Annotated in this window: 16 protein-coding genes and 1 riboswitch; of the genes, 6 read left to right on the plus strand and 10 right to left on the minus strand. The window is 72.4% G+C overall.

All coding sequences use genetic code 11. The annotated features are described in order from the left end of the window. The 3 genes from B0E54_RS11255 to B0E54_RS11265 all read left to right on the plus strand — a co-directional run. Nucleotides 1–1,692, plus strand: a 1,692-nt coding sequence (locus B0E54_RS11255) for a S8 family serine peptidase (protein WP_234583308.1), incomplete at its 5' end; no start/stop codon positions are given. Nucleotides 1,693–1,741: 49 nt separating this feature from the next. Beyond that, on the plus strand, nucleotides 1,742–2,677 hold the full coding sequence (locus B0E54_RS11260; RefSeq protein ID WP_234583309.1) for a GNAT family N-acetyltransferase: 936 nt from the start codon (nucleotides 1,742–1,744) through the stop codon (nucleotides 2,675–2,677). 77 nt (nucleotides 2,678–2,754) lie between these two features. Beyond that, nucleotides 2,755–3,000, plus strand: a complete 246-nt coding sequence (locus B0E54_RS11265; protein WP_234583310.1) for a hypothetical protein — start codon at nucleotides 2,755–2,757, stop codon at nucleotides 2,998–3,000. A 58-nt stretch (nucleotides 3,001–3,058) separates the two neighbouring features. Here the strand turns inward: B0E54_RS11265 and groL are convergent, their stop codons facing one another. The 3 genes from groL to B0E54_RS11280 form a co-directional block, all read right to left on the minus strand. Then, nucleotides 3,059–4,681: a chaperonin GroEL gene (groL, locus tag B0E54_RS11270; RefSeq protein WP_234583311.1), complete on the minus strand. Its 1,623-nt coding sequence runs from the start codon at nucleotides 4,679–4,681 to the stop codon at nucleotides 3,059–3,061. Between the two features lie 272 nt (nucleotides 4,682–4,953). Then, nucleotides 4,954–6,261: a hypothetical protein gene (locus B0E54_RS11275; RefSeq protein ID WP_234583312.1), complete on the minus strand. Its 1,308-nt coding sequence runs from the start codon at nucleotides 6,259–6,261 to the stop codon at nucleotides 4,954–4,956. A 121-nt stretch (nucleotides 6,262–6,382) separates the two neighbouring features. After that, nucleotides 6,383–6,586, minus strand: coding sequence for a cold-shock protein (locus tag B0E54_RS11280; protein WP_088950422.1), 204 nt, complete (start codon nucleotides 6,584–6,586; stop codon nucleotides 6,383–6,385). A gap of 303 nt (nucleotides 6,587–6,889) precedes the next feature. Between B0E54_RS11280 and B0E54_RS11285 the strand changes: the two genes are divergently transcribed. Further along, entirely contained in the window at nucleotides 6,890–7,420 is a 531-nt protein-coding gene (locus B0E54_RS11285; RefSeq protein ID WP_234583313.1) for a GNAT family N-acetyltransferase, read from the plus strand. A gap of 248 nt (nucleotides 7,421–7,668) precedes the next feature. On the opposite strand, the gene paaN is transcribed toward B0E54_RS11285, so the two are convergent. From paaN to B0E54_RS11305, 4 genes are all read right to left on the minus strand, one after another. After that, a complete protein-coding gene (paaN, locus tag B0E54_RS11290; RefSeq protein WP_234583314.1) occupies nucleotides 7,669–9,342 on the minus strand; it encodes a phenylacetic acid degradation protein PaaN in 1,674 nt (557 codons plus the stop codon). A 50-nt stretch (nucleotides 9,343–9,392) separates the two neighbouring features. After that, nucleotides 9,393–10,412 carry a GNAT family N-acetyltransferase gene (locus B0E54_RS11295; protein ID WP_234583315.1) on the minus strand — a complete coding sequence of 340 codons (1,020 nt, stop codon included), beginning with the start codon at nucleotides 10,410–10,412 and terminating at the stop codon, nucleotides 9,393–9,395. A 255-nt stretch (nucleotides 10,413–10,667) separates the two neighbouring features. Then, nucleotides 10,668–11,954 (minus strand): threonine synthase, encoded by a 1,287-nt coding sequence (gene thrC / locus B0E54_RS11300; RefSeq protein ID WP_234583316.1) that lies wholly within the window; start codon nucleotides 11,952–11,954, stop codon nucleotides 10,668–10,670. A gap of 10 nt (nucleotides 11,955–11,964) precedes the next feature. Further along, nucleotides 11,965–12,100: riboswitch (SAM riboswitch) on the minus strand. Between the two features lie 67 nt (nucleotides 12,101–12,167). Further along, complete coding sequence (locus tag B0E54_RS11305) at nucleotides 12,168–13,136, minus strand: DMT family transporter (protein ID WP_234583317.1); 969 nt, start codon at nucleotides 13,134–13,136, stop codon at nucleotides 12,168–12,170. Nucleotides 13,137–13,227: 91 nt separating this feature from the next. Between B0E54_RS11305 and B0E54_RS11310 the strand changes: the two genes are divergently transcribed. After that, nucleotides 13,228–13,533 carry a helix-turn-helix transcriptional regulator gene (locus tag B0E54_RS11310; protein ID WP_234583318.1) on the plus strand — a complete coding sequence of 102 codons (306 nt, stop codon included), beginning with the start codon at nucleotides 13,228–13,230 and terminating at the stop codon, nucleotides 13,531–13,533. A gap of 129 nt (nucleotides 13,534–13,662) precedes the next feature. Here B0E54_RS11310 and B0E54_RS11315 read toward each other — a convergent pair whose 3' ends face one another. Further along, nucleotides 13,663–14,112: a DoxX family protein gene (locus B0E54_RS11315; protein WP_234583319.1), complete on the minus strand. Its 450-nt coding sequence runs from the start codon at nucleotides 14,110–14,112 to the stop codon at nucleotides 13,663–13,665. Nucleotides 14,113–14,403: 291 nt separating this feature from the next. Here B0E54_RS11315 and B0E54_RS11320 point away from each other — a divergent pair, with 291 nt between their 5' ends. After that, nucleotides 14,404–15,006, plus strand: a complete 603-nt coding sequence (locus tag B0E54_RS11320) for a DUF4232 domain-containing protein (protein WP_234583320.1) — start codon at nucleotides 14,404–14,406, stop codon at nucleotides 15,004–15,006. On the opposite strand, the gene B0E54_RS11325 is transcribed toward B0E54_RS11320, so the two are convergent. Both B0E54_RS11325 and B0E54_RS11330 read right to left on the minus strand, forming a co-directional pair. After that, the gene (locus B0E54_RS11325; protein ID WP_234583321.1) at nucleotides 14,996–15,892 is read right to left on the minus strand and encodes an ABC transporter permease; all 897 of its coding nucleotides are present in this window, start codon (nucleotides 15,890–15,892) and stop codon (nucleotides 14,996–14,998) included. The two genes, B0E54_RS11320 and B0E54_RS11325, sit on opposite strands and share 11 nt — an antisense overlap. Beyond that, entirely contained in the window at nucleotides 15,892–18,756 is a 2,865-nt protein-coding gene (locus tag B0E54_RS11330; protein WP_234583322.1) for an alpha/beta fold hydrolase, read from the minus strand. Before B0E54_RS11330 ends, B0E54_RS11325 begins: the two co-directional genes overlap by 1 nt. Between the last annotated feature and the right edge of the window lies 1 nt (nucleotide 18,757).

Raw genomic sequence — 18,757 nt, forward strand, 5'->3', positions numbered from 1 at the left:
GGCCGCTCCACCGCCGATCCGGCCGCGACCGGGCGGCCCACCGCCGACCTGGCCGCGACCTGGCGACCGACCGCCGACCCGGCCGGCGCCGGACGCGCCGGCCGGACGGCGACCGGTTGGCTGGTGGGCCTGGCCGCGTTCGGCCCGCTGGCCTTCACCGACCCGGAAGAGATCAGCCTGCTGCTGATCGGCACCCGGGACGTCCCGTTCTGGGTGGCGGCCGCCGCCGGGGCCGGCCTCGCCGTCGCGGTACTGGTCGCCATCGGGTACGCGGTGCTGCTGGCCCGCCCGACGGCACGCACCCCGAGTCGCCGGGTCGCCGCGCTGGCCGCTGCGGTCCTGCTGGTGACCGTGGGTGTCGTCGACGTCGGGCCCGGCCAACCCGGCCTGTACGGGGAGCGGCTGCTGGTCGTGCTGCGTGAGCAGGCCGACCTGAGCGGCATCCCGGCCGGCGTTCCCGGGCAGGCCGGACGGGACGCCCGGGCGGCGGAGGTCTACCGGCGGCTGGTGACCACCGCCGACCGCAGTCAGGCCGACCTGCGCCGCACGGCGGGGCGGCTACGACTCGACCCGGTGCCGTACTACCTGGTCAACGCGGTCGAGGTGGATGGTGGCCCGGCCGTACGGGCCTGGCTCGCGCGGCGACCCGAGGTGGCCCGGGTGCTGGTCAGTCAGCGCCTGCGGCCGCTGCCGGCCCCGGCCGGGCAGAGCCGGGGCACCGCGCCGGCGCCGACCGGCCCGGAGTGGAACATCCGTCAGCTCGGCGCGGACCGCGTCTGGTCCCAGTTGGGGGTGACCGGCAGGGGGATCGTCGTCGGCAGCTCCGATTCCGGCGTGGACGGCGGCCATCCGGCGCTGCGGGCCGGGTTCCGGGGCGGGGACGACTCCTGGTACGACCCGTGGGACGGCACCCGAACGCCGAACGACCAGGGTGGGCACGGCACCCACACGACGGGCAGCGCGGTCGGGCGGGACGGCATCGGGGTGGCGCCGGACGCCCAGTGGGTCGGCTGCGTCGATCTGGACCGCAATCTGGGCAGCCCGGGGCACTACCTGGACTGCCTCCAGTTCATGCTGGCGCCCTTCCCGGCCGGCGGTGATCCGTTCACCGACGGCCGGCCGGAGCGCGCCCCGCAGGTGCTGACCAACTCGTGGGGCTGCCCGGTGATCGAGGGCTGCGACCGGGAGGCCCTGCTCCCGGCCACCACGGCGCTGGACGCCGCCGGGATCTTCGTGGTCGCCGCGGCCGGCAACACCGGCCCGTGGTGCGCGTCGATCGACGACCCGCCCGCTCCGTACGCGAACGTGCTGACCGTGGGCGCGGTGGACGCGAAGCGGCGGGTGGCCGAGTTCTCCTCACGCGGACCGGTGCCGGGCGGCGTCGGCAAACCTGACGTGCTGGCGCCCGGGGTGGGCGTGGTGTCGGCCATGCCCGGCGGCGGGTACGCGGCGCTGGACGGCACGTCGATGGCGACCCCGCAGGTGGCGGGAGTGGTGGCGCTCATGTGGTCGGCGAACCCGGCGCTGATCGGGGACCTGACCAGGACCCGGCAGATCCTGCGGGACACCGCGACGCCGGCCGAACCGACGTACCGTTCCGACAACCCCACCGACGCCTGCGGCGGTCCGGCGAACGTCACCGGCGCCGGCCAGGTCGACGCGTACGCGGCCGTTCGCGCCGCCCAGGGGTGAACGAGGGCGGGGCCGGTCACCGCCGGCAGGTGATCTAGGGTCGGCGACCATGGACGCCGAGATCACCGTCGCCGAACTGAGCCCCGACCTCGCGCCCACCGTGGCGCGGCTCTGCGCACAGGCGCTCGACCTGCCCGAGGACGCGGCCGAGGCGGCAGCCATCGTGGACGTGCTGTGGACCCGGGCCACCGCCGACCGCGCGGTGGTGGGGCTGGGCGCGTACCTGGGGAACGACCTGGTCGGGGTGCTGCTCTGCTCGGTGTCGCCGACCGAGGCGGGCATCGGGCACGTGGACCTGGTCGCGGTGCTCCCCGACCAGCGCCGCCGGGGGGTGGGTCGCGCGCTGCTGTCGCGCGCCGAGCAGGCACTCGGCCGGCGCGGCGTCACCGAGGTGCTGCTGGCCGGAAACCCGCCGTACTACGCCTGGCCGGGCATCGACGTGCGGTACACGCCGGCGGTGTGCGCCGCCCTGGCGCTCGGCTACCACCAGGACCGGACCGCCTGGAACATGACCGCCGACCTGTCGTACGACGGGTCACCGGCCCTTCGGTCCACGGAGGCCGCAGAGCAACGGCTGGCGGGGCAGGGCATCACGGTACGCCGGGCGGAGCCCGCGGACCTGCCCGCGCTGGCCGCGTTCGCCCGGTCCACCTTCGGTGGCACCTGGGACGGCGAGCTGGCCGGGTCGGTGGGCCGCGCCGGGGCCGGATGCCACCTCGCGGAGCGGGCGGGCGAGGTGCTGGGCTTCGCCGCCTACGGGTCGTCCCGGCCGAGCTGGTTCGGGCCGATGGGCACCGCGCCCTCCGCCGAGGGTTCGGGCATCGGCGGCGTGCTGCTGCGACGTTGCCTGCGTGACCAGCGCGCGGCGGGGGTGGACCGGGCGCAGATCGGCTGGGTGGGGCCGGTGCCGTTCTACTCCGGCAGCGCGGGTGCCCGGATCGAGCGGGTCTTCTTCCTGTACCGGCGGACCCTACCGGTGACGTGAGAGGGCAAATGGGACATGAATCCATTCGCCCGCACGAGCCATCGACGCCCCCTACCGTTTCGGTAGAGGAGGCAGCCATGACCACGGATGACGACCAGACCGAGGACGGCCCGCCGATCACCTGGAAACCGGTCGGCGAACTGCCCGGCCAACTCCCGTTCGACCGGCTCGACTACGGCGACGCCGAGCAACTGGCCGAGATGACCACCGACGGCGAACCGCTGGCCGAGGAACCGCAGGAGATGGTGGACGCGCCGATCCAGCTGCTCCCGCCGTACGACCGGGCGCAGAAGCGCCGTAACCAGCGCCCGCTGCCCACCTGACGACGAACGGGGCGGACCGCGTCAGCGGCCCGCCCCGTTCGGTGTGTCGGAACTGGACTCAGAAGTCCATGTCCCCGCCACCCGGGCCAGCCGGGGCAGCCGGGGTCTTCTCCGGCTTGTCCGCGACGACGGCCTCGGTGGTGAGGAACAGCGCGGCGATCGACGACGCGTTCTGCAGCGCCGAGCGCGTCACCTTGGCCGGGTCGATGATGCCCGCGGCCAGCAGGTCGACGTACTCGCCGTTGGCGGCGTTGAGGCCGTGACCCGCTTCGAGGTTACGGACCTTCTCCACCACGACGCCGCCCTCGAGGCCGGCGTTGACGGCGATCTGCCGCAGCGGGGCGTCCAGCGCCACCTTGACGATGTTGGCACCGGTCGCCTCGTCGCCGACCAGGTCCAGCTTGTCGAAGGCGGTCTTGCCGGCCTGCACCAGCGCGACGCCACCACCCGGGACGATGCCCTCCTCGACGGCCGCCTTCGCGTTGCGAACGGCGTCCTCGATGCGGTGCTTGCGCTCCTTGAGCTCGACCTCGGTGGCCGCGCCGACCTTGATCACCGCAACGCCACCGGCCAGCTTGGCCAGCCGCTCCTGCAGCTTCTCGCGGTCGTAGTCGGAGTCGCTCTTGTCGATCTCGGCCCGGATCTGGTTGACCCGGCCCTGGATCTGCTCGGCGTCACCGGCACCGTCGACGATGGTGGTCTCGTCCTTGGTCACCACGACCTTGCGGGCACGGCCCAGCATGTCGACGCCGACGGCGTCCAGCTTGAGGCCGACCTCCTCGCTGATGACCTGGCCACCGGTGAGGATGGCGATGTCGGCGAGCATGGCCTTGCGGCGGTCACCGAAGCCCGGCGCCTTGACGGCGACCGACTTGAAGGTGCCCCGGACCTTGTTAACGACCAGGGTGGCCAGGGCCTCGCCCTCGATGTCCTCGGCGATGATCAGCAGCGGCTTGCCGCCCTGCATGACCTTCTCCAGGATCGGGAGCAGGTCCTTGACCGACGAGATCTTGCTGTTGACGATCAGGAGGTAGGGGTCGTCGAAGACGGCCTCCATGCGCTCCGGGTCGGTCATGAAGTAGGCCGAGATGTAGCCCTTGTCGAAGCGCATACCCTCGGTGAGCTCCAGCTCCAGCCCGAAGGTGTTGCTCTCCTCGACGGTGATGACGCCTTCCTTGCCGACCTTGTCCATCGCCTCGGCGATGATCTCGCCGACGCTGGAGTCACCAGCGGAGATGGAGGCGGTGGAGGCGATCTGCTCCTTGGTCTCGACGTCCTTGGCGAGCTTGGACAGCTCCTCCGAGACGCTCGCGACCGCGGCCTCGATGCCCCGCTTCAGGGCCATCGGGTTGGCGCCGGCGGCCACGTTGCGCAGGCCCTCGCGAACCAGGGCCTGGGCCAGGACGGTCGCCGTCGTCGTGCCGTCACCGGCGACGTCGTCGGTCTTCTTGGCGACCTCCTTGACCAGCTCGGCGCCGATCTTCTCGTACGGGTCCTCGAGCTCGATCTCCTTGGCGATGCTCACACCATCGTTGGTGATGGTGGGGGCACCCCACTTCTTCTCGAGCACGACGTTGCGGCCCTTGGGGCCGAGGGTCACCTTTACGGCGTCGGCGAGCTGGTTCATGCCCCGCTCGAGGCCGCGGCGAGCCTCTTCGTCGAAAGCGATCATCTTGGCCATACGGCGTTGTCCTCCTGGACACTCACGGGCCACCCGAGATGTGTCCCCCGGATGGGCCGCCTGGTGTACGCACCTTGGGACGTCGCCACCTGGCGACGACGACGTCCTTCGGCCGGGCCGGATAGCCCGCGACGACCGGCCATGTGCCGCCCCGGCGTCTCCACGCCCGGGCAACCTGGCCCCACCGTCCCGACCATTGGCACTCACGGTATGCGAGTGCCAATGACTTGTTTAGCACTCTCACCTGCCGAGTGCAAGCACGATGGGCCCGCTCAGCCGAGTTCCGCAGCCAGTGCGGCCCCGTTCACCGGCGCCTCATGGGCGCGTTGCTCGGCGTACGTGATCAGCAGGCCGATCAACTGGGCGAGGTGGGCCGGCAGCGCCAGCACCGCCGTGACACCGATCACCGCCACCACCAGAACCGCGGTGCCCGGAGACGCGAACGGGTCCGTGCCCACCCCGGTGGTGCCCACCGACTCCAGGACGCCCGGAACCACGGTGCCGACGATCACAGCCCCGCCCACCAGTGCCACCCGGCCGAGCAGCAGCCCGAGCCGGGCGTGGAACATCCCGAACGACCTGCCGATCGGGTTCTGCCGCTCGAACAGGTAGACCGGACCGGCCATGCTCAACGCGAACGCCAGATAGATGCTCGGCAGGACGCAGAAGCAGAAGCCGATGCCGATGAGCACACTGACCAGCAACGTCCAGCCCCACAGGCCGAGCGCCCGGCGCAGGCCGTACCGCAGCGCCGCGTCGACGCTGGCGGGCCGGCCGGTCGCCTGCTGGGTGATCACCCAACTGCCGGCGGCCCACCCCACGGCCTGCACCAGACCGATCAGCAGGCTGCCGCCGACCAGCACGGCGACGAGGGTTACCAGGGTGGCGGCGAAGTTGTCCGGCAGTCCGGCGGCCGGATCCATCTCGGCCTGCGCCTCCCAGCCGGGCGACGGGTCCAGGCCCAGCGAGACGACCGACAGCACCGCCGCCGGCAGGACCTGCGTGAGCAGCATGATCGGCACCAACTGCCGCCAGCCCCGCCGCAGTGCGCCAGCGCACCGCTCGAACCAGCCCCCGACGCCGGCGCCGGGCGGAGTGACCAGGGCGTCGTTCGGGTCGAGCCCGTGACCCGGCGGGTACCAGCCGACCGGCGCCCCCGGATACCACGGCTGCCCACCGTAGGGGCCCGCCCCGGGCGGGTAGCCGCCGGTGGGCGGAAAGACCCAACCCTGCGGCGGCGCACCGGCCGGACCCCAGCCGCTCTGCGCCGGGTCCCAACCGGGCGGCGGCCCGGCCGGTGGACCCCAGCCACCCTGCGCGGGGTCCCAACCGGGCGGCGGCCCGGCCGGCGGACCCCAACCGCCCTGCGCGGTGGGATCCGGCGGACCGGCCTGCCCCCAGCCCTGGGGAGTGGGGCCCAGCGGCCTCGCGGGGCCGGGGCCGTATCCGGGCGGCCCGGGGTCTGCGCCGGAGGCCGGTGATCCGCCCGGAGCCGCGCCGGAGACGGGTGAGGTGGGGTCGGACGGCCCCGGCTCACCCGGCCCGGAGGGCGTGGTGGGTGGGGGCGACTGGTCGGTCATGAACCCTCCTCAGCATCGGCTGGAACGGCTCACGATCTTCCCGGGTGGGCGTCCGCACCGCCAGCCCCGACCGGTCAGCCGATCGGGGGCCTATCCGCTAGCGAGGAGGCCGGGAATTCGCTCAGGCGATGACGCGTACGTGTTCCGCCTGCGGGCCCTTCTGCCCCTGGGCGATCTCGAACTCCACCCGCTGGCCGTCGTCCAGCGCCTTGTAGCCGTCCATCTCGATCGCGGAGAAGTGAACGAACACGTCCTGACCGCCGTCGACGGCGATGAAGCCGTAGCCCTTTTCGGCGTTGAACCACTTCACGGAACCCTGTGCCACTGTGCACTTCCCTCACTCTTGCGCAGCGTTGCCTGCCCCGGGCGCGCGGCACGGCCGGACGCCCTCGGACCACCGCCTCAGCGATCGACGACGGCCGCTGAAAGGGTGACCGAAATCGCACGCTACACGAGGAGTGACGGCCGCGCACGACCCCAAATCGGGCGTATTCCCGGGCGACCCGACCGGGTCCCGGGACGGGCCGGAACGGGCCCCGGACGACCGGACCCGGGGGTCCTCGGCGGCCCGCCAGCGGTGCGGGCCACGCCCCGAGGCAGCTCCGGCCCCTGTGGTAGGCATGCAGGCATGACCACCGATATCGGCTCAGCCGCCGTTCGGCAGGCCGAGATCCACCGGGTCCGGCCGGAGGACGCCGCCCGGATGCGGGCACTGCGCCTGGAGATGCTCGCCGACGCGCCGTTGGCCTTCCTGGAGACCCTGGCCGACGCGGCGGCCCGACCGCACAGCGAGTTCGCCGCGCGGGTGGCGTACACGTCGGTCGGCCCCCACAACGCGCAGTTCGTCGCGGACCCGGGAGGCCGTCTGGTCGGGCACGCCGGTGGCACGGTCGCTCCGAACGAGCCGGGGTTGACAGTCATCTACGCCGTGTACGTGACGCCGGCCTGGCGGGGCAGCGGGCTGCTCGGCGAGCTGATCGACGGGGTGGCCGCCTGGTCGCGGGCCTGCGGCCGACCGGAGCTGCTGCTGGAGGTGGTGGTGGGCAACGACCGCGCCTACCGGGCCTACCAGCGGCTGGGCTTCACCGACACCGGCGTGCGGGTCCCCCACCCCACGATCCCCGCGCTGAACGAACTACAGATGCGCCGCCCCGCCTAAAAACAAGCGACCCGACCGGGAGACAAAGAACCGCCCCGGAGCCAAGACAACCGACCCGGAGCCAAGAGAACCGCCCAGGAAACAAAGAACCCATCCCAAGGCAGAACCCCGGTGATGTCTCCCAAAGCCGGATGCGTCAGCGACAACAGTGCCCACGCCAGGGTTTCCGGGGCAGCCCGCCCCGCGCAGGGATCAAGCCTGACCGCCCGGAGCGGGGCGGGCTGCCCCGGAAACCCCAACCGCAACAATCAGACAGGCCGCCGCGACTGCACGATCCGGAACCGATTGGCCACGTACGCCCCGTCCGTCAGCGCCGAGTTCGCCGCCGCGTTGGCGCCACTGCCGTGGAAGTCGGAGAACGCCGCCGACTGGTTCACGAAGACCCCGCCGGTGAGGTTGCAGGACAGGTGCACCCCGACCTCGACCGCCACCGCCTCGGTCGCGTCCAGCACGGCCTCGTCGGTCGAGTAGACCCCGGCCGTCAGCGCGCCCTTCTCGCCGACCGTCCGGCGCAGCAGTTCCAGGCTGTGCGCGGTGGAGTCGGTGGCGATGGCGAACGAGATCGGCCCGAACCACTCCCGGCCGTACGTCTCGGCGTCGTCCGCGCGCAGCTTCACGATCGTCGGGGTACGCACCACCGCGTCGGCGTACGCCGGGTGGGCCACGGCCCGTGACTCCAGCACCGGCTCACCCACCTTGGTGACCTCGGCCAGCCGCTCCAGCACCCCGTCGTTGACGATGGCGCCGGTCAGCTCGACGCCCCGGGCCGGGTCGGCGGTCAGCTTGCCGACCGCCGCGGCGATCCCGCCGGCCACCTCGTCGAAGCTCTTGTGGCCCTGGTCGGTCTCGATGCCACCGGCGGGGATGAGGATGTTCTGCGAGGTGGTGCACATCTGGCCGCTGTAGAGGGTCAGGGTGAAGCCGAGGTTGCGGCACATGCCGGCGAAGTCGTCGGTGGAGTCGATGACCACCGTGTTCAGCCCGGCCTTCTCGGTGTAGACCGACGCCTGCCGGGCGTGCGTCTCCAGCCAGTCGCCGTACTCCGTGGAGCCGGTGAAGTCGACGATCTTGACGGACCGGTGCAGGGCCAGGTCGCTGGCGAGCTTCTCGCCGGGCGCCTCGGCGGCCAGCAGGATCAGGTTCGGATCGAAGCCGGCCTCGGCGAGCACCTCCCGGGCGTACTTCACCGTGACGGCCAGGGGCAGCACCGCGCGCGGGTGCGGCTTGACGATCACCGGGTTGCCGGTGACCAGCGAGGCGAACAGCCCGGGGTACGAGTTCCAGGTCGGGAAGGTGTTGCAGCCGATCACCAGCGCCACCCCACGCGGGACCACGTGGAAGGTCTTGGTCATCCGCAGCGGGTCGCCCTTGCCGGCGGCCTTCTCCCAGCCGGCCGTGCCGGGGTGCCGGGTCATCTCGGCGTACGCGTACGCCAGCGCCTCCAGCGCCCGGTCCAGCGCGTGCGCGCCGCCGGCCTGGAAGGCCATCACGAACGCCTGCCCGCTGGTGAACTGCACCGCGTTGGCCAGCTCGAAGATGTTCTTGTGCAGCCGGTCGAGGATCTCCAGGCACACGCCCACGCGGGCCTGCGGGCCGGCGTCGCGCCAGGCCGGCAGCGCGGCGGAGGCGGCGGCGATCAGCTCGTCGGTGCCGGCGTGCGGGTAACGCACCGCCAGCTCGACCCCGAACGGGCTCGTCTCGGTGGCGATCCGCTCGCCGGTGCCCGGCTGGTCGAGCGGAAAATCACCACCCAGGTACGCCTCGAAGGCGGCCTTGCCGTCGGCGGCGGCGGTCTCGCCGTACACGCGGGGGCTGGGGGACTCGGGATAGGCGGACCAGTAGCCCCGCTCCGTGATCGCGGTCAGCGCACGGTTGAGGGTGTCGGCGTGCCTGTCGTACAGGGGATGCGGGGTCTCCGTCATGCCAGCCATCATGCCTGAGTCCGGTCGGCGAGCAGTAGCGCCGATACCCGTCAGAGGGTGAGCTGCCAGTTGTTCCAGGCGTCCACCGGGCGGAAGCCGAGCTGCTCGTTGATCGCCACCATGTAGCTGTTGCTGGCCGCGTTCCAGGTGTCGATGACGCGTACCGCCGGCTCGTGGGTGAGCAGGTGGTGCAGGTTCTCCGCCTTGGCGATCAGGCCCAGGCGGTGCCCACGGTGGGCCGGGTCGACGATGGTGATCTGCTGGAAGGCGTGCCAGTCGGCGGAGGCGCCCACGTCGAGCAGTGTCCAGGCGACCAGCCGACCGGACGCTTCGTGCCGCATCCCGAGGTGGTAGCACCGCCGGCCCCGGGCGTCCAACGCGCGCTCGTTGCCCCGGATGCGCTCGGCATCCACCTGCTCCGGCTCCCACTGCACGTCACCCATTGGCGCGTCCATCAACAGCCGGCTGTCCAGGTAGGCGATGTCCGCCACGTACTCCTGCGGCGTGCTGCCCTGCCAACAGACCGACCGGTAGCCCTCGGCCCGCGGCCCGGCCTCGGCGAGCGCCGCCCGCAGGGCAGGTCGGTCGATGTCGGCGATCTCCAGCCGGCGACGCACCTCGGCCAGGGCGGACTGCGCGCCGGTCGAGGCGGCGAACGCGTCGCCCGCCCCGGAACGGGCCGCACCGCCGGGCAGCGCGCGGACGGTCATCGCGACCACCCGCTTGCGGCCGTGCTCCCGCAGCAGTCGCACCCCGTACTCGTGCAGCGCCCGGCCGACGCCGCGCCGCCGCAGGTCGGGACGCACCGTCAGCTCGGCGGTGGCGTTGTCGGTGTTGTCGAGCTGCGGCAGGTCGAGTTGGAGGTATCCGGCCGGCACCCCGTCCAGCCGGGCCAGTGCCCAGAGCGATCGGGTGCCGGGTGCCGGAGTGTGGAACAGCGCGTCGAAGCGACGCCGGCAGAAGGGCGGGAAGTCCGGTAGGTCGACCTCGTTGGCCGCCGCCCCGACCCGGTACGCCTCGTCGACAGCGGCCCGGTCGGCGCCGTCGAAGGACGTGATCGTGATGCTCATGCCCGGGAGCCTGACAGCCGCAAAAGCGATGAGGCCAGCGAATATTCGCTGGCCTCATCGGACGTGGTCGGGAGGGACACTCGCACAACGCCTCCGGCGTTGGGTCGCAAGAACTTCAAAAGTCTCCGGCGAAATGCCCTCCCGCACGGAGCATCTTGCGCCGTCCGGTTCCTGCCGTCAAGTCCAGACCGGCGGGTTTTCCATACTCACAGCGAAAACCCAGTTACCGGCAGGTCGGCACGTTCAACCCGAGGATCAGCCGAGGAGGCCGGCGTCGCGGGCGGCGCGAAGGCTGGGCTTGATGTGGTGGGTCGGGCCGACCTGACTGGCCACCGCGTCGATGGTCTTCAGGCCCTCGCCGGTGTTGAACACGACAGTCTCCGCCGTGGGGTCGAGTCGCCCGGACTCGACCAGCTTGCGCAGCACCGCCGCGGTCACCCCGCCCGCCGTCTCGGCGAAGACGCCCGTGGTGCGGGCCAGGTCACGGATGCCGGCGCGGATCTCGTCGTCGTCGGCGTACTCCATCCAACCGCCGGTGCGCCGGACCGCCTCCAGGGCGTAGAGGCCGGCAGCCGGGTCGCCGATGTTGAGCGACTTGGCGATGCCGGTGGGCTTGACCGGGGTGATGGTGTCCGTGTCGGCGTGCAGCGCGGCGGCGATCGGGTTGCAGCCGGCCGACTGGGCGCCGAAGACCTTCCAGCCGCCGGCCGGCGCCTCGACCAGGCCGATCTCGACCAGCTCGGAGAACGCCTTGTCAATCTTGGTGAGCAGCTCACCGCTTGCCATCGGGATGACCACCTGGGCCGGGATGCGCCAGCCGAGCTGCTCGGCCACCTCGTAACCGAGGGTCTTGGAGCCTTCCGCGTAGTAGGGCCGGACGTTCACGTTGACGAACGCCGTGTCCTCGAATTCGTCGGTCTCCACCAGCTCACCGCAGAGCCGGTTGACGTCGTCGTACGAGCCGTCGATGGCGACCAGCTCGCCGCCGTAGACGGCGGTGGTGATGACCTTGCCCTGCTCCAGGTCACTGGGGATGAAGACCACCGAGGGCACACCGGCGCGGGCGGCGTGCGCGGCCACCGAGTTGGCCAGGTTGCCGGTGGACGCGCAGGCGAACCGGGTGAAGCCGAGTGCCTTCGCGGCGGTCAGCGCCACCGAGACGACCCGGTCCTTGAACGAGTGGGTCGGGTTGGCGCTGTCGTCCTTGACCCACAGCGGTGCGGTGATGCCCAGCTCGGCGGCGAGGTGCGGGGCCGCCACCAGCGGGGTCAGCCCCGGGTCGAGGGTGACCCGGGTGGCCGGGTCCTGGCCGGCGGGCAGCAGCGCGGCGTACCGCCAGATGTTGTTCGGGCCCGCCTCGATCTGCTCGCGGGTGACAGTGGCCAGGGCCGCGGTGTCGTAGTCCACTTCGAGGGGACCGAAACACTCGTAGCAGGCGTGCTGGGCGGCGAGCGGGTAGCGGGCCGAACAGGCGCGACAGACCAGGGCGCGGGCGGGGCTTGCGGAGGTGTCGATGCCGGAGGCGGCGAGCGTCGACGTCATGTCGAGAGTCCTCTCATCTTTCCCCGCATCGCACGGTGCGGCGGGGACGGAATTGGCACCTGCCCCGCCTGTCGCTCAGCGGTGAGCGCGCGGGGTGGTTGCCGGGGCGTCGTCGGGCCGTATCCCTCAGCCCCTCTGGATGAGGTATGCAGTTGTGCCGTCGAGTCTAGGCAACGTTGCCTGTCGCCTCCACCGGGTATCCCAGTGAGTGGGTCAGCGGGCGGCCACCGCCACCGGGTCGACCACCGCGGCCGGGTCGGTGACCGCCGTGGGTTGCGGCAGGGACGACGACCGGGTCCGTGCCCTGGTGGCGAGGTTCGCGGCGACCAGGGCGGCGATGGTGATCGCGGCGCCGACCAGCTCGATGGCCTCGGGCCGGTAGCCGCGGGCGATCTGCACGACGAAGGTGGTCACCGGCACCAGGTTCATGAACAGGGCCGCGTTGGCGGAGCCCAGCCGCTGCACACCTGTGTTCCACGCCAGCACCGCGACGACGGCGGCGACGATCACGGCGTACGCCAGTTGTGGGGCGACCGCCACGAGGTCGGCGGCGGCCGGCGCGTGCTGCCACCCGACGGCGTCGGCGCCGATGCTCGCGGCCAGCATGGCGGCCGTGCCGGCGAGCGCGGTAAGCGTGGTGAAGCGCAGCGGCGACCAGGCGCCGAACCGGCTGGCGCCGTGGGTGTAGATGCCCCAGCCGAGCACCGCGCCGATCATCATGAGGCCGCCGAGACCGAACTGGCCGAGACCGGCCAGGCTGCCGCGGGTGATCACCAGGCCGACTCCGAGGAGCGCCACCAGGGAGAGAGCCAGCAGAAGCGGCTTCGGTCGTACGCCGTCCCGCGCCCAGCGGACCAGCTGGGTGATGACCGGTGTGGTGGCCACGAAGAGGGAGATCTGCTGCGGGGCGGCGTGTTCGAGCGCCAGGTTGGTGAGCAGGTTGAAGCCGGCGAAGCCGACGACGCCGAGCACCACCACCTCGACTCCCCGACCCCCCAGCCGCAGCGCGGTGGCGCCCTCGCGAACCAGCAGGATGGCGACCAGGATGACGGCGGCGAACAGGTAGCGGGCGGTGGTCAGGTTGAGTGGATCGACCCGGCTCAGCGCGCTGGCCAGGATCGGAAACATCGCGCCCCAGGCGAGCACGGCGAGCAGCGGATAGGCGGCGGCGCGGGATCGCATCGTCAGCTCCAATGTTCGAGTATCTTCGAACCAACGACACCGACCATAGGGTGTTGTTCGAAAGTTGTCGAACAAGGGTTACACTGGTCACATGGAGCCGCACGAACCCGACCTGGCCGCCGTACCGGTCACCGCTGTGCTGGCCGCACTCGCCGACGACGTGCGGCTACAGATCGTGCGGGCGCTCGCCGAGGGCGGCGAGGCCGCCTGCGGCAGCTTCGACTTCGGCGTCTCCAAGGCGACCCGCAGCCACCACCTCAAGGTGCTGCGCGAGGCGGGCCTGACCCGCACCCGGGCCGCCGGCACCAGCCGACTGGTCCGGCTGCGCCGCGACGAGGTGGACCAGCGGTACCCGGGCCTCCTGGACGCGGTCCTCGCCCCGCGCCCTCCGGCCTGACGCCCGCGCCCGCCTGCTTCCGCCTCCGATCGACGCGGCCCGACCAGGCCCGAGCCGGCCCGACCCTGACCGGGCGCGTCGCCGGAGCCGCCTCGTCGAGGCTCCGGCGACGCGCGGTTTCGGGTGCGGTCAGGCGGAAACCGGGGCGGGGTCGCTCACCGAGGCCGGTGGGGCGTCGGCGCGACGCCGGGCGAGCAGCGCGTCGAGCGCCCAGGGGCCCGAGCCGAGTGCCGCGACCAGCAGGAACGACCAGCAGAAGAGCGCCGACAGCTCACCGCCGTTGCGCAGCGGGAGCAGGCCTTCGGGCTGATGGACCACGAAATAGGCGTATGCCATCGAGCCGGAGGCGAGAAGCGCGGCGGGCCGGGTGAAGAGCCCGGCCAGCACCAGCGCGCCGCAGATCAGTTGGATCAGCGCGGCCCACCAGCCCGGCCAGGAGCCGAGCGGGATGGCCGCACCGGTCATGGGGTTGCCGCCGAACAACCCGAAGACCGAGGACAGGCCGTGCAGCATGAACAGCAGGCCGGTCACGATGCGGAACAGGGACAGGGTCGGCCCGCCGAGCCGAGAGACGTTCATGGAGACCTCCATCGAAGGGGACAGATCTCTTCAATGGTGGGCCACGAATGTATCGAAGTTAATAAATTCCTTGCTGGTGGGAAAATCCCCGATCGGAATATATCGCAGTATGGGAGCGCTCCCGCCAGAACGTATCGCCCGTTGGGGTGGCCGTACAGCCTGTCGAGCTGCCCCAGGTGTGGGGCGGAGGACCATCGGCGAGGCCGAGCGATCGCCGGTGGCACGGCACCTGACCGTGGCGAGCGCGGGGCCGGCCTGCGGCGGAACGCCCGGGTGGGCGAGGATCGGCGGATGATCTCCCTCGGTACGGCAGCACGGCGACGGGTCATCGCGGCGGTCGCGGCGGCCTTTCTGCTCACCGCCTGCACCACCGACGAACATCGGGACGCGGGCGGGGACCCTACGGGCCCGCCACCGCCCAGGCCCGCCACGACCCCGTCGGCGAGCGCCGACCCGGTCCCCGAGTGCCCGGCCTCCGGCGTCCGGATCCGGTCCACCGGCGGGGACGCGGCGATGGGCCTGCGCGCCCTCGGCCTGGAACTGGTCAACTGCGCCGACCGCCCCTACCAACTCAACGGCTACCCGGTGGTGTGGGTCCTGAACGAGCAGCGCAAGCCGATCATCCTGCGGGTGGTGAACGGCGCGAAGGAGATCACGTCGGGCTTCGATCAGCCGCCGCAGCCGATCACGCTGCAGAAGGGCGAGCGGGCTGTCGCCACCGTCCTCTGGCGCAACCTGGTCACCGATCCGACGGTGGTGGCCACCGCCGGGGCGTACCTGACGATCGCGCCCGCCGCCGGTCAGCCGGCCGAGGAGGTCGACCCGCACGGCCCGGTCGACGTGGGCAACACCGGCCGGATCGGCGTGAGCGCCTGGAAGGCGGCTACGACGTGATGTCCTTGCGGGTGAACCGCCAGAACGCCAACCCCCAGAACAGCGTCGCGTAGCTGATCGCCGAGATGCAGCCGCGTACCACGTCGTCGGTCTGCACCGGCGTGGAGAGCAGCCCCAGCCAGGCGGTGCTGAAGTGGGTGGGCAGGAAGTCACGCAGACCGCCCAGCGCGGTGATCTGGTCCAGGATGCTGGACAGGATCCAGAGCAGGACCGCTCCGCCGACCGCGCCGAGCGCGGCGTCCGTCGTCACCGACAGCAGGAACGCCAGGCCGGCCACCACCAGGAGTACGACCGCGAGGTAGCCGAGCACTGCCAGCAGCCGGAGCAGCCCCTCGGTCGGCTCCAGCTCGGCGGCGACAGTGCTGCGCAGCGGCGACCAGCCGTAGCGCAGCGTGCCGGCGACCAGGGCGGTGCCGGCCAGCAGCAGCAGGGCCAGCCCCGAGTACGCGAGCGCGACCACCAGCTTCACCGTCAACAGCCGGGCCCGGGGCACCGGGATGGCCAGCAGATAGCGCAGGCTGCCCCAGCTCGCCTCGCTGGCCACCGTGTCGCCGCAGAACAGCGCGACGACCACGACCAGCAGGAACGACGCCGACACGAAGATCGAGAAGAGGGTGAAGTTGAGCCCGCCGGAGGTGGCCAGGTCGACCAGGCTGGCGAACTCGTTGTTGCCGTTGTCGTCGTCGCCGCCGGAGTTGAACTGGAAGGCGACCAGGATGATCAGCGGCAGCAGCACCATGAACCCCAGCGCCAACTGGGTCCGCCGCCGGGACGCCTGCCGCCGGAACTCCGCCGCGAAGGGCATCGTGGCCGAGGGGCGGTAGCCCCGGGCCGCACCGGCCGGGTCGGTGACGCCCACCGGCGCCTCGACGGAAGATCCAGCCATCACCGGTCACCGCTTCCCCGAGAGTTCTCGCCCACCAGGGCGAGAAACGCGTCCTCCAGGCGTCGCCGGGGCACCACCCGGTCCACCCCGATGCCGGCGCGCACCAGCTCCGCCACCACCTCACTGCGGGCCGTGCCGTTGGTGTCGACCACCAGCTGCCCGTCGCTCTCCGGCAGCACCCGTACGCCGTGCAGCCGGTCCAGCACCGCCCGCGCCGCCACCGGATCGGTCACGTCGAACAGCACGCTCGGCGACTCGCCGACGATCTCCTGCACCGGCCCGGACGCCACGATCCGGCCCTTGTTCACCACCACGGCGTGCGTGCACGTCTGCTCCACCTCGGCCAGCAGGTGGCTGGAGACCAGCACCGCGCGACCGTCGGTGGCGTAGCGCTGGAGCACCCGGCGCATCTCGGCGATCTGCGGCGGGTCGAGCCCGTCGGTCGGCTCGTCCAGCACCAGCAGCTCGGGAAGACCGAGCATCGCCTGGGCGATGGCGAGCCGCTGGCGCATGCCGTGGCTGTAATTCTTGATCTTCCGGTGCACCGAGTCGCCCAGCCCGGCGATCTCCAGAGCCGTGTCGAAGTGCGCGTCCTCGGCCGGCCGGCCGGTGGCCTTCCAGTACGCCTTCAGGTTGTCCAGACCGGACAGGTGCGGCAGGAAACCGGGCCCCTCCACCAGCGCGCCGATCCGGGACAGCACCGGCGAGCCGGGCACCAGCCGACGACCGAAGACGTAGATCTCGCCGGCGGTCGGCTGGGTCAGCCCCATCAGCACCCGCAGGGTGGTGGTCTTACCGGCGCCGTTCGGCCCGAGCAGACCCACTACCTGACCGGGGTGCACCTCGAAGTCGACGTTCGACACCGCGACGAAGCCGTCCGCGTACTCCTTGCGCAGCGCGCGTACGGCCAGCGGGGTGTCCGCGTACTCCGGATGCACCGAGCGGTCCTGGCGGCGGTGCCGGCGGCGGACCAGGGCGACGACCACGACGAGCCCGATCACGATGGCGGCGAGCAGGCCGGCGAGCACCCAGCGCCAGATCGTGGCTGCGGTGGGGATCGGCTCGCCGCTGACGGTGGGCAGGCTGACCGCGCCGTCCGCGGCCACCGTGTAGACGGTCGGCGCGGCGGGCGTGGTGTACGCCTGGTCGGAGGTGGCCACCACCAGCCGCAGCCGGTGGCCGGCCTCCACCCGGCGGACGATCCCGGGCAGCGTCACGGTGACCGGGCGGGCGTCCTGCACCCGCTGCGGCAGGCCGGTGAGCCGGATCGGGGCGACCAGGCCGTTCGGCAGGGTGGCCGCGCCGTCGGGGTCGACGTCGTAGAGCTTGACGAAGAGCACCGCCTCCCCGGTCGGCGAGGCGGCCCGCACCGTGACGGTGGGTGCGCCCGCCACGTCCACCGCCTCGGTGAGCGGTGCCGACTCGAACCGGGCGTGCTGGCCGGGCACGTCACCGGCCACCCCGTCCAGCAGCGAGGCGAGCCCGCCCGCGAACGGGATCGAGGAGATCGCGGCCGGGTTGCCGTTCGGCGGGTTCGCGATCGGCTGCGCCGGACCGGTGACCGTCACCTCCCGGCGGGCGTTGCCGCCCAGGCCGGGATAGTCGGCGCGGCGGAAGCCGGTGGCGACCAGGCCCCGGTCGAGCGCGTCGAAGCCGGCGATCCGCGACCAGGTGAAGTCGTCGCCGGGCGGGTCGCCCTCGCCCTTGACGTAGTGGTCGAGCCACTGGACGGTCAGGAACTTCACCCGGTCGGAGTCCGAGCGGGGTCCACTGCCACCGTCGTGGCCGCCGGTGAACCAGGCGACCCGGACCGGGGTGCCGGCGGCGGCGATGCCCTTGGCGTTCGCGTCCGCCTCACCGAGCGGGAAGAGGGTGTCCGCCTCACCCTGCACCAGCAGGGTGGGGGCCTTGATCCGGTCCAGCACGCCCGCCGGGCTGGAGCGGCGCAGCAGGTCCACGGCGGCCTGATCGGCCTGGCCGGTGGTGGCGATCCGCAGGTACGCGGCGCACACGTCGGCGGCGAACCGCCCGCAGGACGGGTCGGCGGCGCCGGCCGGGGCGCCACCGGGAGCGGTGCCTGGGCCCTCACCCGGGCCCGGGCTGGGCGGGCCGGCCGACGCCGGCGCCTGCTCGGGCTGGGCCGCGGTCGTACCGGAGAGGCCGGCCGGGCCACTGCCCACGTTGCCGCCCCCACCGAAGAAGAGACCCGCCCAGCCCTTCTTGAACACGCCCTCGGTCGGTGCCGCGCCGGTGCTCTCCGGCAGGAACGCCCGGGACAGATCGTTCCAGGTGATCATGGGGACGATCGCGTCCACCCGCCGGTCCTGGGCGGCCAGCAGCAGCGCCAACCCGCCGCCGTACGAGCCGCCGACCACGCCGACCTTCGGATCGCCGGGGGCGTCGGTGCGCACCTCGGGCCGGGCGGCCAGCCAGTCCAGCAGCCGCTCGGCGTCGCGTACCTCGTAGTCCGGGTTGTCCAGGTGGATCTCGCCGCCGCTGCGGCCGAAGCCCCGCGCGGTCCAGGTCAGCACCGCGTAGCCGCGCCCGGCGAACTCCTCCGCGTCCGAGCGCACCGACTCCTTCGTACCGCCGAACCCGTGCGCCAGCAGCACCGCCGGCACCTTCCGGCCGGACGAGGCATCGTCCGGCAGGTAGAGGGTCGTGTCCAGATTCACCGGCTGGTCGCCGGCTGGTCCGGAGCGGACGGTGAGCATCGCGCTCTCGGTGCGTACGCCCGATCCCTGTGGCCACACCGCCCAGGTCACGGCGGCTGCCAGCAGCACGACGACCACCACAGCGGCGATCGCGCGGCGGCGGGTGGGCAGGGCACGCCGGAACCACGCGGCCGGCGAGGGCGGTCTCATG

The sequence above is a fragment of the Micromonospora sp. MH99 genome, from assembly GCF_021442385.1.
In the GTDB taxonomy this organism is placed as follows: Bacteria; Actinomycetota; Actinomycetes; order Mycobacteriales; family Micromonosporaceae; genus Micromonospora.